The 13,060-nt window shown below is 69.8% G+C and carries 13 protein-coding genes and 2 tRNA genes; 6 read left to right on the forward strand and 9 right to left on the reverse strand.

Annotation, left to right across the window (positions count from 1 at the left end; translation table 11 throughout):
• Positions 1 to 206 precede the first annotated feature (206 nt).
• Positions 207 to 737: a DUF3617 domain-containing protein gene (locus tag SK095_RS17295; protein WP_136491669.1), complete on the forward strand. Its 531-nt coding sequence runs from the start codon at positions 207 to 209 to the stop codon at positions 735 to 737.
• Between the two features lie 66 nt (positions 738 to 803).
• On the opposite strand, the gene SK095_RS17300 is transcribed toward SK095_RS17295, so the two are convergent.
• From SK095_RS17300 to SK095_RS17325, 6 genes are all read right to left on the reverse strand, one after another.
• Positions 804 to 879, reverse strand: a tRNA-Phe gene (locus SK095_RS17300).
• Positions 880 to 907: 28 nt separating this feature from the next.
• Positions 908 to 983, reverse strand: a tRNA-Phe gene (locus tag SK095_RS17305).
• Positions 984 to 1,079: 96 nt separating this feature from the next.
• Positions 1,080 to 1,352 (reverse strand): oxidative damage protection protein, encoded by a 273-nt coding sequence (locus SK095_RS17310; RefSeq protein WP_136491668.1) that lies wholly within the window; start codon positions 1,350 to 1,352, stop codon positions 1,080 to 1,082.
• Positions 1,349 to 2,434: an A/G-specific adenine glycosylase gene (gene mutY / locus SK095_RS17315; protein WP_201485757.1), complete on the reverse strand. Its 1,086-nt coding sequence runs from the start codon at positions 2,432 to 2,434 to the stop codon at positions 1,349 to 1,351. The genes SK095_RS17310 and mutY overlap by 4 nt, the downstream gene beginning before the upstream one ends.
• An 86-nt stretch (positions 2,435 to 2,520) precedes the next feature.
• Positions 2,521 to 4,746 (reverse strand): AsmA family protein, encoded by a 2,226-nt coding sequence (locus SK095_RS17320; RefSeq protein WP_320546962.1) that lies wholly within the window; start codon positions 4,744 to 4,746, stop codon positions 2,521 to 2,523.
• A 117-nt stretch (positions 4,747 to 4,863) separates the two neighbouring features.
• Complete coding sequence (locus SK095_RS17325; protein ID WP_320546963.1) at positions 4,864 to 5,268, reverse strand: acetyl-CoA sensor PanZ family protein; 405 nt, start codon at positions 5,266 to 5,268, stop codon at positions 4,864 to 4,866.
• 138 nt (positions 5,269 to 5,406) lie between these two features.
• On the opposite strand from SK095_RS17325, the gene hisB reads away from it, so the two are divergent.
• The 5 genes from hisB to hisF all read left to right on the forward strand — a co-directional run bounded on the left by hisB (position 5,407) and on the right by hisF (position 8,631).
• On the forward strand, positions 5,407 to 6,000 hold the full coding sequence (gene hisB, locus SK095_RS17330) for an imidazoleglycerol-phosphate dehydratase HisB (protein ID WP_136491695.1): 594 nt from the start codon (positions 5,407 to 5,409) through the stop codon (positions 5,998 to 6,000).
• A complete protein-coding gene (gene hisH, locus SK095_RS17335) occupies positions 6,000 to 6,638 on the forward strand; it encodes an imidazole glycerol phosphate synthase subunit HisH (RefSeq protein WP_320546964.1) in 639 nt (212 codons plus the stop codon). Before hisB ends, hisH begins: the two co-directional genes overlap by 1 nt.
• Positions 6,638 to 6,898 (forward strand): DUF2164 domain-containing protein, encoded by a 261-nt coding sequence (locus SK095_RS17340; protein WP_136491693.1) that lies wholly within the window; start codon positions 6,638 to 6,640, stop codon positions 6,896 to 6,898. The genes hisH and SK095_RS17340 overlap by 1 nt, the downstream gene beginning before the upstream one ends.
• Before the next feature lie 36 nt (positions 6,899 to 6,934).
• On the forward strand, positions 6,935 to 7,672 hold the full coding sequence (gene hisA, locus SK095_RS17345) for a 1-(5-phosphoribosyl)-5-[(5-phosphoribosylamino)methylideneamino]imidazole-4-carboxamide isomerase (RefSeq protein ID WP_320546965.1): 738 nt from the start codon (positions 6,935 to 6,937) through the stop codon (positions 7,670 to 7,672).
• 188 nt (positions 7,673 to 7,860) lie between these two features.
• The gene (hisF, locus tag SK095_RS17350) at positions 7,861 to 8,631 is read left to right on the forward strand and encodes an imidazole glycerol phosphate synthase subunit HisF (protein ID WP_136491690.1); all 771 of its coding nucleotides are present in this window, start codon (positions 7,861 to 7,863) and stop codon (positions 8,629 to 8,631) included.
• Positions 8,632 to 8,816: 185 nt separating this feature from the next.
• Here the strand turns inward: hisF and SK095_RS17355 are convergent, their stop codons facing one another.
• The 3 genes from SK095_RS17355 to gpmI all read right to left on the reverse strand — a co-directional run bounded on the left by SK095_RS17355 (position 8,817) and on the right by gpmI (position 13,058).
• Positions 8,817 to 10,127, reverse strand: coding sequence for a S41 family peptidase (locus SK095_RS17355; protein WP_201485762.1), 1,311 nt, complete (start codon positions 10,125 to 10,127; stop codon positions 8,817 to 8,819).
• 28 nt (positions 10,128 to 10,155) lie between these two features.
• The gene (locus tag SK095_RS17360; protein ID WP_320546966.1) at positions 10,156 to 11,436 is read right to left on the reverse strand and encodes a murein hydrolase activator EnvC; all 1,281 of its coding nucleotides are present in this window, start codon (positions 11,434 to 11,436) and stop codon (positions 10,156 to 10,158) included.
• Positions 11,437 to 11,519: 83 nt separating this feature from the next.
• Entirely contained in the window at positions 11,520 to 13,058 is a 1,539-nt protein-coding gene (gene gpmI / locus SK095_RS17365; protein ID WP_320546967.1) for a 2,3-bisphosphoglycerate-independent phosphoglycerate mutase, read from the reverse strand.
• Positions 13,059 to 13,060 lie beyond the last annotated feature (2 nt).

A 13,060-nucleotide genomic window follows, 5' to 3' on the forward strand; every position in this document is an offset into this window, starting at 1 on the left:
GGGGCTCCGATAGCGATGTGGCGCCATCCTCCGGCGTCGCGCTGAATCCAGCCTTAAAAAGCGTGTGGTTATTTCGGCCGGCTGCAGCAGCGCTCCAGGTCGCCGCCGGCCGGCCAGGCGCGGCCGACCAGTGGTTCGGCGGAGCTCGAGTGCTGACCCGTGGCGGGGCTAGGCTTGCTGCAGTCGATTGCGATGAGGAGTGCGCCATGAAACCTCTGCTCCGCCTGGCCGCAGTGGTCAGCCTGCTGGGCGGCCTGGCGTCGGCCCAGGCCCAGGAAGTCCTCCCCGGGTTGTGGGAGCTGAGCAGCGACAGCATGCAGGTCAACGGCCAGCAGCTGCCGCCGGTGCAGGAGCTGCTCGGCCAGCTGGAGGGGCTGCCGGCCGAGCAGCGGCAGATGCTGGAGGAGGCGATGGCCGGCAAGGGCATCCAGGCCGGCGGCCAGGGCCTGCGCGTGTGCCTGAGCGAGGCGCAGGTCAAGGCCCAGGAGCTGCCGTTGCAGGACGCCCAGTCCGGCTGCACCCAGGAGATCACCGAGCGCAGCGAGCGGCTGTGGAAGTTCCGCTTCCGCTGCCCAGACGCCGAAGGCGAGGGCGAGACCCGCTTCGTCAGCGAACGCGAGTTCGTCACCCGCATCGACAGCCGCTTCAGTGCCGCCGGCCAGGCCGGCAGCTCGCGGATGCAGACCCATGCACGCTGGCTGGGCGCCGACTGCGGCGAACTGGCGCCGCGGTCGTGAGGGGATTCGCGGAGGGCGGAAAGCAAGAAGCCCCGCATGCGGGCGGGGCTTCTCGACGATGTTCGGTGGTGCCCAGGGACGGAATCGAACCGCCGACACGGGGATTTTCAATCCCCTGCTCTACCAACTGAGCTACCTGGGCAAATCAGGGATCGGGCACCTGAAGGAAGTGGTGCCCAGGGACGGAATCGAACCGCCGACACGGGGATTTTCAATCCCCTGCTCTACCAACTGAGCTACCTGGGCAACAACGGGCGGCATTAAACCGCCTTTCCCGTTGTACAGTCAACCGTCGCCGCGAAAAAAATCGTTTTTTTCAGGCACTTGGCGACGGTGGAGGGGTCACGCGCCGGGTGGCACGTAGCCTTCGGCCTGGGCGTAGTCCTCGCCGGCGAGGAACTTGTCCATCTCGGCCTGGAGGAACTTGCGGTCCTCGGCGTTCATCATGTTCAGCCGGCGCTCGTTGATCAGCATGGTCTGGTGCTTCTGCCACTCGTCCCAGGCCTGCTTCGAGACGTTGTTGAAGATGTCCTCGCCCTTGGCGCCCGGGTAGGGCGGACGGTCGAGGCCGGGCAGTTCTTGGTTGTACTTGCGGCACTTCACCATGCGGGTCATTGCGGCGCTCCTGGAGTCGGGTGGAGGAGGGTGGCCGCGCGCTTGAGCAGCTTCTTCACCGGGGCGGCGAGCCCCAGGCGCGGCGGAGTGGCGAGGTTATACCAGAGCCAGTCGCCTTCGGCCACGCACGGGGTGCGGGCGCTGGCGGCGACCAGCAGCGGCTCGATGTGCAGCTGGAAATGGCTGAAGGTGTGGCTGAGCGGCGCCAGTTCCTGCGCGTCGCCGAGCGCCAGGCCGTGGCGCTCGGCCAGCTCGCCGAGCTGCGCGCGCTCGTCCAGTTCGGGCAGGCTCCACAGTCCGCCCCACAGGCCGCTCGACGGCCGCCGGTAGAGCAGCACGGCGCCGGCGCCGTCGTGCAGCAGCGGCATCAGCGTGCGTTTCTGCGGCAGCGCCTTGCGCGGTCTGGCCTGCGGGTAGGCGGTCTCGCGGCCGAGCGCGTGCGCCCGGCAGTCGGCGGCCAGCGGACAGAGCAGGCAGCTCGGCTTGCTGCGCGTGCACAGGGTGGCGCCCAGATCCATCATCGCCTGGCTGTAGTGGTTGACCCGCGCGTGCGGGGTCAGGCGCTCGGCGGCCTCCCACAGCTGCGCCGCCACCCGGGTCTCGCCCGGGTAGCCGTCCTGGGCCAGGTAGCGGGCCAGCACGCGCTTGACGTTGCCGTCGAGGATGGGGGCGCGCAGGCCCATGCTGATGCTGGCGATGGCGCCGGCGGTGGAGCGGCCGATGCCGGGCAGCCCGGTCAGCGCCTCCACCGAGCGAGGGAACTCGCCGCCGTGTTCGGCGACCACGATCCGCGCGGTCTTGTGCAGGTTGCGCGCGCGGCTGTAGTAGCCTAGGCCGGTCCACAGGTGCAGCACCTCGTCCTCGCCGGCTTCGGCCAGCGCCTGCACCGTGGGCAGCGCGGCCATGAAGCGCTGGTAGTAGTCGAGCACGGTGGCGACCTGGGTCTGCTGCAGCATGATCTCCGACACCCAGACCCGGTAGGGGTTGATGTCCTGCTGCCAGGGCAGGTCGTGGCGGCCGTGGCGGTCGAACCAGGCGAGCACGCGGTCGGCGAAGGCGGAAACGGTGGGAAGGCTGGTCATAGGGGCGATGGCAGGAGCGTGCAGGGGGAATCCGGCCGCCATGGTACAGGCCACGGCGGTCGAATTCGCCCCCACGGAACGTACGGTCAGCGCTGGAACAGGCCCTTCAGGGCGTCCTTGAGTTCCGGGCTGACCTTGTCGCCGAGCTTCTCGTCGAGCTTCTCGGTCAGCTTCTCGCCGGCCAGCCTGGCGGCGATCTTGCCGAGGCCGTCCTGGTCCAGGCGGCAGGCCCTGGCGCCCAGTTCCAGCGGACCGCGGCAGCGCAGCGGCCACTCCAGGCCGACGTAGCGCTCGTTGACCTGGCAGGCCGGGTCGGGCATCTCGCGCTGGTCGCCCTCGATGACCACGCCCATGCGGTAGTCGAGGCCGAGCACGCGCAGGTCGACGGTGCCCTTGCCGTTGACGGTCAGCCCCGGGATGCGCGCGCGCAGGTCCTGGTTGCTGGCCACGCCGCGGTCGAACTGCAGGCTGCCGCGCAGCTCGCGCAGCGGGGTGTCCTTCTCGGCGAACTCGCGGGTCGGCACCTTGCGGTTGAGGGTGGCGATGCCGCGGCACAGCTGCTGCTCGAGGTTGGCGTCGGCCAGCGCGCCGTCGTCGAGGATGAAGCTGGCGTTGCCGGACAGGCTGTCGATCAGCGCCTTCTCGCTGTTGCCCCGGGCGGCGAGGTTGCCCTCCAGTTGCAGCTTGCCGCGTACCGGCGACTTCTCCGCGGGCTTGAGGGTTTCCAGCAGGCGCTCCAGCGGGATGTCGCCGAGCTGCGGGGCGAACTGCAGCTGCGGGATGTCGCTGCGCGCGTCCAGGCTGCCGGCGAGGGCGAAGCGGCCGTCGAACAGCTCGCCGCGCAGCTCGTCGAGGCGGATCTGCCCGTCCCGTGCCCGGAGCTTGAGGCTGGCGTTCTCCAGCGGCAGCTTGCGCAGGGTCAGCTGGCCGAAGCTGAGGGCGAGTTCGGCGTCCAGCTGGCGCAGGCGCTCCAGCGGCAGCAGTTTCTCCTCGCTCCAGGCGTGGCTGGTCGGCTGCTCCGGCAGCGGGGTGGTGCCGTTGCCGGCACCGCTTTTCGCCACCTCGGCCTTGCGCGTGGCGCTGGCGGCGTCGGCCTCCCTGGCCGGCGGCGGCAGGTAGCGGTCGAGGTCGAGGCGGTCGCCCTTGAGCTGGGCGCGCAGGCTGTTGCGGCTGAAGTCGGCGATGGCCAGCTGGCCGCCGAGGTTGCTGCCGTCGAGCTGCAGCCTGAGGTCCTGCAGGGTCAGGCTGTCCGGCGTGGCGCTCAGGCCGCTGGCCAGGGCGACGCGGCGCAGGCTGTCGGCGTCGGCCATCTTCGGCAGCGACTGGCCGATGCCTTCGAGGAAGGCGCGCAGGTCGAACTCGGCGATCGACAGGCCGCCCTCGATCTGCGGCGTCCTGTCCAGTCCGCGTACCTTCAGCTCGCCGAGCAGGTCGAGCTGGTTGGCGGTCAGCTTGAGGCTGTTCCATTCGGCGACCTGGGCGGCGAGGTCGGCGAGCAGCTGGCCCTGGGCGGCGAAGGTCAGGGTCTGGTTGGCCAGCGGCGCGCCGGACAGCTCGCCCTTGAGCTGGGCGTCCTCCAGCCAGTAGCGTTCGAGCGCGGTGTCGAAGCGCAGCTTGCCGGTCAGTTCGCCGCGCGCGCGCAGCACCGGCTGGTTGGTGCCGAAGTAGCCCTTGAGGGTCAGCGGGATGCTGGCGCCCTCGCGGATCGCGCCACTGCGCAGGTCGAGCCCTTCGAGGGTGTAGCGCTGGCCGCTGGCGGCGTCGTGGTAGTCGATGCGCGAGTTGCTCACCGCCAGGCTGTCGATGTCCAGGCGCAGCGCCGGGGCGGCCTTGCCTGCCTGCGCCGGGGCCGGGCTGGCGGGCGGGGCGGCGGCAGCGGGCTGCTCCGGGGTGGCCGGCGCGGCCTTGGCCGGGCGGCCGATGTCCTGCCAGTTGCCGCGGCCCTCGGCGTCGCGTTCGAGGCTGAGCTTGAGGCCGTCGATGCGGATGTCGCTCATCTGCACCTCGCGGCGCAGCAGCGGCAGCACGCGCACCGAGAAGCCGAGCATGTCCAGCTCGGCGAACGGCTGCTGCGGAGTGGCGGCGCTGGCCAGGGTGGTGTCGCGCAGTTCGAGGCCGAGCCAGGGGAACAGGCTCCAGCCGATCTCGCCCCGGAGGTCGAGCTCCAGGTTGGCCTTGTCGCGGGCCAGCTGGCGGATCTCGTCCTTGTAGTCGTTGGGGTCGAACAGGTGGGTGAAGGCGAAGCCCAGCGCGACTATGGCCAGCAGCAGGCCGAGCAGGAGCAGGCCGAGAAACTTGCCGAAGGTCTTCATGGCGGACGAGTCCTTGTGCGGTGCGGGGGCAGGGCGAAGTATAGGGAATCCCGGCCGCTGTGCGGCCGGGGCTGTCGGCAGGGTTGGAGTGGCTGGAGCCGCAGGGGTTCCCCGGCCTCAGGCATCCTGGTCCAGCAGCGGCAGGCCGAGGCGGTGGGCCCAGGCCTGCACCTCCAGATGGCGCGCCGGGGCGAGCAGGTGCAGCGGGCGGCCTGCGGCCTCGGCGCGCTCGCGGGCCTTGGCGACCAGCCGCGCGGCCACGCCGCGGCCGCGGGTGATCCTGCGCACGCACAGGTGCGAGAGCATGCAGCCCGCCTCGCCCTCGCCGAGCAGCGCGGCGCCGAGCAGGCGGTCGTTGAAGCGCCCGGCGAGCAGGCGGCCCTCGGCCAGGCCGGCGTCGATCAGGGCGGCGGCGTCGGGGTAGGGGGCCAGCAGCCAAGCGGGGGCGTCGGCGTAGATCTTCTCCAGATCGCTACGGTCCTGCGCGCTGGGCTGGGTGACGGCTTCGACGATTACGGGCATGGGGCACTCCTTCGGACGATGGGCGCATCTTAATGCCTTTTGCACCGCCGATGCTCCGCCGGGGCGCCGGTAGCCCGCCGCCCCGGCCGCGGCCTATAATGCGCGCTCACATCCGCCCGTGATTCTGTGGAGCTGGCAATGGCCGAACGCAAGGCGTCCGTCGAGCGCAATACCCTGGAAACCCAGGTCAAGGTTTCCATCAACCTGGATGGCACCGGCAAGGCCCGATTCGACATCGGTGTACCCTTCCTCGAGCACATGCTCGACCAGATCGCCCGCCACGGGCTGATCGACCTCGACATCGAGTGCAAGGGCGACCTGCACATCGACGACCACCACACCGTGGAGGACGTCGGCATCACCGTCGGCCAGGCCTTCGCCAAGGCCATCGGCGACAAGAAGGGCATGACCCGCTACGGCCACTCCTACGTGCCGCTGGACGAGGCGCTGTCGCGGGTGGTGATCGACTTCTCCGGCCGCCCGGGGCTGACCATGCAGGTGCCCTACACCCGCGCCACGGTCGGCGGCTTCGACGTCGACCTGTTCCAGGAGTTCTTCCAGGGCTTCGTCAACCACGCCCTGGTGACCCTGCACATCGACAACCTGCGCGGGACCAATACCCACCACCAGATCGAGACGGTGTTCAAGGCCTTCGGCCGGGCCCTGCGCATGGCCATCGAGCTGGACCCGCGCATGGCCGGACAGATGCCTTCCACCAAGGGGTGCCTGTGATGCAGACCGTCGCCGTCATCGACTACGGCATGGGCAACCTGCACTCGGTGGCCAAGGCGCTGGAGCACGTCGGCGCCGGCCGGGTGCTGGTGACCAGCGACGCGCAGACCATTCGCGAGGCCGACCGCGTGGTATTCCCCGGCGTCGGCGCGATCCGCGACTGCATGGCCGAGATCCGTCGCCTGGGCTTCGACGAGCTGGTGCGCGAGGTCAGCGCCGACCGCCCGTTCCTCGGCATCTGCGTCGGCATGCAGGCGCTGCTCGAGCATAGCGAGGAGAACGGCGGCGTCGACTGCATCGGCCTGTTCCCCGGCCAGGTGCGCTTCTTCGGCAAGGACATGGTCGAAGGCGGCGAGCACCTCAAGGTGCCGCACATGGGCTGGAACGAGGTGCAGCAGAGCATCGACCATCCGCTGTGGCACGAGATCCCCGATGGCGGGCGCTTCTACTTCGTGCACAGCTACTACGTCGAGGCCGGCAATCCGGCGCAGGTGGCCGGACGCGGCCACTACGGCAAGGACTTCGCCGCGGCGCTGGCCGACGGTTCGCGCTTCGCCGTGCAGTTCCACCCGGAGAAGAGCCACAGCCACGGCCTGCAGCTGCTGCAGAACTTCGTCGGCTGGGACGGCCGCTGGTAATGAGCCGGGCCAAGGGCAAGGCACCGCTCCTCGCGCTGGATGGCGCGCAGGAGCAGGCGGCGCAGCAGATCCTCAAGCGTTTCCTGGCCGAGCGTTTCGAGCTGGAACTGGGCGCCTTCGAGGTGCAGGAGCTGCTGGACCTGTTCGCCCGCGAAATAGCCCCGCACTACTACAACAAGGCGATCCTCGATGTGCAGGCGCACCTGAAAGACAGGTTCGAGAGCATCGAGAGCGACTTGTGGGCGCTCGAGAAGAGCTGACCCCTCCCGAATTCAAGACTTGAGCAGGTTCAACCGATGCTGATTATCCCCGCGATCGACCTCAAAGACGGCGCCTGCGTGCGCTTGCGCCAGGGCCTGATGGACGACGCCACGGTGTTCTCCGACGACCCGGTGGCGATGGCCGCCAAGTGGGTGGAGGCCGGCTGCCGCCGCCTGCACCTGGTCGACCTCAACGGCGCCTTCGAGGGCCAGCCGGTCAACGGCGAGGTGGTCACCGCCATCGCCGCGCGCTACCCGAGCCTGCCGATCCAGATCGGCGGCGGCATCCGCTCGCTGGAGACCATCGAGCACTACGTCAGGGCCGGGGTCAGCTACGTGATCATCGGCACCAAGGCGGTCAAGCAGCCGGAATTCGTCGCCGAGGCCTGCAAGGCGTTCCCCGGCAAGGTGATCGTCGGCCTGGACGCCAAGGACGGCTTCGTCGCCACCGACGGCTGGGCGGAAGTCTCCAGCGTGCAGGCCACCGACCTGGCCAGGAAGTTCGAAGCCGACGGCGTCTCGGCGATCGTCTACACCGACATCGCCAAGGACGGCATGATGCAGGGCTGCAACGTCGAGGCCACCGTGGCCCTGGCCAACGCCAGCCGCATCCCGGTGATCGCCTCCGGCGGCATCCATAACCTCGGCGACATCCAGAAGCTGCTCGACACCCGCAACCCGGGCATCGTCGGCGCCATCACCGGCCGCGCCATCTACGAGGGCACCCTCGACGTGGCCGAAGCCCAGGCGCTGTGCGACGGCTTCAAGCGCTGAGGGAGTGATCGTTCCCATGCTCTGCGTGGGAACGCAACCGGGGACGCTCCGCGTCCCGATAACGATTGATCGCCCCATGCGCCGGTGTGGGGGCGCAGCCGGGGACGCCGAGCGTCCCGAGCGGGGTTCCCACGCAGAGCGTGGGAGCCATCAGCGAAGCCGGCATGCAACCGACGAGAGAGACAGCCATGGCCCTCGCCAAACGCATCATCCCCTGCCTCGACGTGGACAACGGCCGCGTGGTCAAGGGCGTCCAGTTCGAGAACATCCGCGACGCCGGCGATCCGGTGGAGATCGCCCGCCGCTACGACGAGCAGGGGGCCGACGAGATCACCTTCCTCGACATCACCGCCAGCTCCGAGGGGCGCGACACCACCCTGCACACCGTCGAACGCATGGCCAGCCAGGTGTTCATCCCGCTGACCGTCGGCGGCGGCGTGCGCACCGTGCAGGACATCCGCAACCTGCTGAATGCCGGCGCCGACAAGGTGTCGATCAACACCGCCGCGGTGTTCACCCCGGAGTTCGTCGGCGAGGCCGCCGAGCGCTTCGGCTCGCAGTGCATCGTGGTGGCCATCGACGCCAAGAAGGTCTCCAGGCCCGGCGAGCCGGACCGCTGGGAGATCTTCACCCACGGCGGGCGCAAGCCGACCGGCCTGGATGCGGTGGCCTGGGCGAAGAAGATGGAAGGCCTCGGCGCCGGCGAGATCCTGCTCACCAGCATGGACCAGGACGGCGTGAAGAGCGGCTACGACCTCGGTGTGACCCGCGCCATCAGCGAGGCGGTGGGCATCCCGGTGATCGCCTCCGGCGGCGTCGGCAACCTCGAGCACCTGGCGGCCGGCATCCTCGAGGGCAAGGCCGACGCGGTGCTGGCGGCGAGCATCTTCCACTTCGGCGAGTACACCGTGCCGGAGGCCAAGGCCTACCTGGCCAGCCGCGGCATCGTGGTGCGCTGAGCGGCAAAGACTGCCAACGCTGTAAACGCAGAAGCCCGGGCATCGACCCGGGCTTCTGCGTTGTGGAACCGGCGGTAGGGTAGAGGACTCGCGCAGCGATCCTCTACCGCTCTTGGGTGGCGTGGCTGGATGGTAGGTAATCTCTTCGCGAGTTACCTACCCTACCCGGCGACGCCTCCGTCGACTCACGGCCGGCGGGTGATGTTCAGCCCCTTGAGCAGGTTGAGCGCCTGGCTGAGCTGGTAGTCCTCGTCCTGCGGCTTCTCCGCCGGCTGGGTGGCCGGCTTGCTGCTGCTGGGCTTGTCGGCGCCGCCGTTGCCATTGCCCAGATGGCCGGGCAGGTCGGCTTCCTTGATGCCCTGGCCCTGGCTGTCCTCGCGGGTCACCTTGCCGCGCTCGACGACGATGTCGGGAACTATGCCCTGGGCCTGGATCGAGCGGCCGCTGGGGGTGAAGTACAGCGCGGTGGTCAGCTTGAGGGCGCGCTCGTTGGTCAGCGGCAGCACGGTCTGCACCGAGCCCTTGCCGAAGCTGTCGGTGCCCATCAGCACGCCGCGCTTGTGGTCCTGCAGGGCGCCGGCGACGATCTCCGCGGCCGAGGCGCTGCCGCCGTTGATCAGCACCACCAGCGGCACGTTCTCGCTGGCGTCGGCCTTGTCGGCGCTGAAGCGCAGCTCGGAGTTGGCGATGCGGCCCTTGGTGTAGACGATCAGGCCGTCGTCGAGGAAGTGGTCGGAAACCTCCACCGCCGCCTGCAGCACGCCGCCGGGGTTGTTGCGCAGGTCGAGGACCAGGCCCTTGAGCTTGCCGCCGTTGTCCTTCTTCAGCCTGGCCAGCGCCTTGCCGACTTCCTCGCCGCTGTTGATCTGGAACTGGGTGATGCGCAGGTAGCCGTAGCCCTTCTCCAGCAGCTCGCTCTTCACGCTGCGCACCTTGATCACCGCGCGCTCGAGGCGCACGTCGAACGGCTTGCCGCCCTCGCGCACCAGGGTCAGCACGATCGGGCTGCCCGGCTTGCCGCGCAGCTTGTCCACCGCCTGCATCAGCGACCAGCCCTTGGTCGGCTGGCCGTCGATCTTGACGATCAGGTCGCCGGCCTCGATGCCGGCGCGCGCCGCCGGGGTGTCGTCGATCGGCGAGACCACCTTGAGCATGCCGTCCTCCTGGCCGACCTCGACGCCCAGGCCGCCGAACTCGCCGCTGGTGCTCTCCTGCAGTTCCTGGAAATCCTCCGGCTCCAGGTAGGCGGAGTGCGGGTCGAGGTTGCTGAGCATGCCCTTGATGGCGTTCTCCAGCAGGGTCTTGTCGTCGACCGGCTCGACGTAGGCGGTCTTGATCCGCTCGAGCACCTCGGCGAACGTGCGCAGTTCGTCGAGCGGCAGGGTGGCGCGGCCTGTGGCAGTGGGCTCGGCCGCCTCCGCGGCCAGCAGCGGCGGTGCCGCGCCCAGCAGGGCGAGGGACAGGGCCACGGCGGAGAGACGGTAACGCGACGACATGGAAGCAACTCCTGAATGGGGCGAGCGGTCAGCCCTGGGCGCGGCACCAGCGCAGCGGATCGCTGGGCTGGCCCTGCTGACGGATGGCGAAGTACAGCGCCGGGGTATCCTGCCCCCCGCTGGTGCCAACGGTGGCGATGGCCTCGCCGGCCTTGACCAGGTCGCCGGCGGCCTTCAGCAAGGTCTGGTTGTGGCCGTACAGGCTGAGGTAGCCGCCGCCGTGATCGACGATGACCAGCAGGCCGGCGCCGCGCAGCCAGTCGGCGAACACCACGCGGCCGTCGTGGATGGCGCGCACGCGGGTGCCGGCAGCGGCACCGATCAGCACGCCGTCCCACTTCAGCCGGGCATCGCCGCGCGGCGTGCCGAAGCGCGCCAGCAGCTGGCCGTCCACCGGCCAGGGCAGCCTGCCGCGGGCCTGGGCGAAGGGGCCGTCGACGGCTGGCGCCGCGCTGGAAACCCGCGGGCCGGCAGGTGTGGCGCTGGCGGCCTTGTCGGTGCCGGTGCCGGTGCCGGTGGCGGCGAGGCGCTGGCGCTCGGCCTCCTCGCGGGCACGCTGCTCGGCCAGACGCCGTGCCTCGGCCTCGCGGGCCTGACGGGCGAGGGTTTCCTCGATGGTCTTGAGCAGTGCGCTAAGGCGCGCCTGCTCCTGGCGGCGGGCCTTGAGGCGCTTGTCGCCGTCGCCCAGCTCGCTGTTCAGTCTGGCCAGCACCGCGCGGTGTTCGCTGCGCACCTTGTCCAGCGCCTCGCGACGGTCCTGCAGTTCCACCTGCTGGCCGGCCAGCACGGCATGGCGGGTGGCCAGGTCGGCCTCGATGAGATGCAGCTGCTCGAGGATCGCGTTGTACCTGTCGAGCTGCTCGCGGCGCGCGCGGCTGAGGTACTCGTGGTAGGTGAGGTTGCGGGTGAACTGTTCGGGCTGCTGCTGGTTGAGCAGCAGTTTGAGGTATTCCTGGCCGCCGCTCTGGTAGGCGGCGCGGATCTGCAGGGAGATCAGCTTCTGCTGTTCAGCCCGCTGGCTCTGGAGTTTTTTTTTCTCCCCGTCGAGCCGCTCGATTTCCTGCTCGCCGTCTTCGAGCTGCTGCTGGAGGGCCTCGATCTGCTTCTGCAGCTCGCCCATCTCGCGCTCGCTGCCCTGCAGCTGCTTCTGGATGCCGGACTTCTCCTGCTGCAGGGTGCCGAGCAGCTTCTGCAGCTCGGCGATGTCCTTCTGCGCGGCTTCCAGCTGGCGCTGGGCGTCGGCGCGCTCATCGGCGAAGGCCGGCGCGAGGCAGCAGGCGAGCAGGGCGAACAGGGCGGCACGCAGCATGGACAGGTATCCGGTGGGTGAGCGTCCTAGTATGCCTCCGGGCGCACGCAAAAAGAACGCCCCGGCGAGCCGGGGCGTGATCCTCACTGCAGTTCGACCAGCGGCGTGCCGGTCATCTCGGCCGGGATCGGCAGGTCCAGCAGCCTGAGCATGGTCGGCGCCACGTCGGCGAGCACGCCGCCCTCGCGGATGGCCAGCGGGCGCGGGCCGTAATAGAGGAACGGCACCGGCTCGCAGGTGTGCGCGGTGTGCGCCTGGCCGGTCACCTCGTCCTCCATCTGCTCGACGTTGCCGTGGTCGGCGGTGATCAGCGCCTCGCCGCCGACCTGGTCCAGCGCGCGGGTGATGCGGCCGATGCACTGGTCCAGGCACTCCACCGCCTTGACCGCCGCGTCGAACACGCCGGTGTGGCCGACCATGTCGCCGTTGGCGTAGTTGACCACGATGACGTCGTAGCGCTGGTTCTCGATGGCGTCGACGATGCGGTCGGTGACTTCCGGCGCGCTCATTTCCGGCTTGAGGTCGTAGGTGGCGACGTTCGGCGAGGGGATGAGGATGCGCTCCTCGCCCTCGAACGGCTCCTCGCGTCCGCCGGAGAAGAAGAAGGTGACGTGGGCGTACTTCTCGGTCTCGGCGATGCGCAGCTGGGTCTTGCCGTTGTTGGCCAGGTACTCGCCGAGCACGTTGGTCAGCGGCTCCGGCGGGAAGGCGCAGGGCGCCGGGATGCTCGCCGCGTACTGGGTGAGCATGACGAAGCCGGCCAGCTGCGGCACGCGCGCGCGCTGGAAGCCGGCGAACTCGTCGCCCTCGACGAAGGCGCGGGTCAGCTCGCGGGCGCGGTCGGCGCGGAAGTTCATGAACACCACGGCGTCGCCGTCCTCGACGCGCACCGGCGTGCCGATGGTGGTGGCCTTGACGAACTCGTCGCTCTCGCCGCGCGCATAGGCGGCCTCAAGGCCCTCGATGGCGCTGGCGGCGGCGAACTCGCCCTCGCCGTCGACGATCAGCCGGTACGCCTGCTCGACGCGGTCCCAGCGGTTGTCGCGGTCCATGGCGAAGTAGCGGCCGGTCAGGCTGGCGATGCGGCCCTTGCCGAGCTTGGCGAAGGTGGCGTCGAGCAGCTCGATGGAGGGGGTGGCGCTCTTCGGCGGGGTGTCGCGGCCGTCGAGGAAGGCGTGCAGGTAGATCTGCTCGGCGCCGCGCCGGGCGGCCAGTTCGGCCATCGCGGCGATGTGCTCCTGGTGGCTGTGCACGCCGCCGTCGGAGAGCAGGCCGAGGATGTGCACCGCCTTGCCGGCGGCCGCGGCCTTGTCCACCGCCGCGTTGATCGCGGCATTGTCGAAGAACTCGCCGTCGCGGATCGCCTTGGTCACCCGGGTGAAGTCCTGGTACACCACGCGGCCGGCGCCGAGGTTCATGTGACCGACCTCGGAGTTGCCCATCTGCCCGTCGGGCAGGCCGACGTCCATGCCGCTGCCGGAGATCAGGCCGTACGGGCGGGTGGCGCGCAGGTTGTCCCACACCGGCGTGCTGGCGTGGTGGATGGCGTTGTAATCCGGGCTGTCGCTGTGACCGAAGCCGTCCAGGATGATCAGGACCAGGGGTTTGGGCGTGGCAGGCATGC

The organism is Pseudomonas sp. AN-1, assembly GCF_034057115.1.
GTDB lineage: Bacteria > Pseudomonadota > Gammaproteobacteria > Pseudomonadales > Pseudomonadaceae > Geopseudomonas.

Excerpts from the sequence above, each read along its gene's own strand:
- SK095_RS17360 (WP_320546966.1), bottom strand. The coding sequence starts at position 11,436 with ATGCTGCGTGCCGCCCTGTTCGCCCTGCTCGCCTGCTGCCTCGCGCCG.
- hisA (WP_320546965.1), top strand. The coding sequence starts at position 6,935 with ATGCTGATTATCCCCGCGATCGACCTCAAAGACGGCGCCTGCGTGCGC.
- SK095_RS17355 (WP_201485762.1), bottom strand. The coding sequence starts at position 10,127 with ATGTCGTCGCGTTACCGTCTCTCCGCCGTGGCCCTGTCCCTCGCCCTG.
- hisF (WP_136491690.1), top strand. The coding sequence starts at position 7,861 with ATGGCCCTCGCCAAACGCATCATCCCCTGCCTCGACGTGGACAACGGC.
- SK095_RS17340 (WP_136491693.1), top strand. The coding sequence starts at position 6,638 with ATGAGCCGGGCCAAGGGCAAGGCACCGCTCCTCGCGCTGGATGGCGCG.
- hisH (WP_320546964.1), top strand. The coding sequence starts at position 6,000 with ATGCAGACCGTCGCCGTCATCGACTACGGCATGGGCAACCTGCACTCG.
- SK095_RS17325 (WP_320546963.1), bottom strand. The coding sequence starts at position 5,268 with ATGCCCGTAATCGTCGAAGCCGTCACCCAGCCCAGCGCGCAGGACCGT.
- SK095_RS17295 (WP_136491669.1), top strand. The coding sequence starts at position 207 with ATGAAACCTCTGCTCCGCCTGGCCGCAGTGGTCAGCCTGCTGGGCGGC.
- SK095_RS17310 (WP_136491668.1), bottom strand. The coding sequence starts at position 1,352 with ATGACCCGCATGGTGAAGTGCCGCAAGTACAACCAAGAACTGCCCGGC.
- SK095_RS17320 (WP_320546962.1), bottom strand. The coding sequence starts at position 4,746 with ATGAAGACCTTCGGCAAGTTTCTCGGCCTGCTCCTGCTCGGCCTGCTG.
- gpmI (WP_320546967.1), bottom strand. The coding sequence starts at position 13,058 with ATGCCTGCCACGCCCAAACCCCTGGTCCTGATCATCCTGGACGGCTTC.
- hisB (WP_136491695.1), top strand. The coding sequence starts at position 5,407 with ATGGCCGAACGCAAGGCGTCCGTCGAGCGCAATACCCTGGAAACCCAG.
- mutY (WP_201485757.1), bottom strand. The coding sequence starts at position 2,434 with ATGACCAGCCTTCCCACCGTTTCCGCCTTCGCCGACCGCGTGCTCGCC.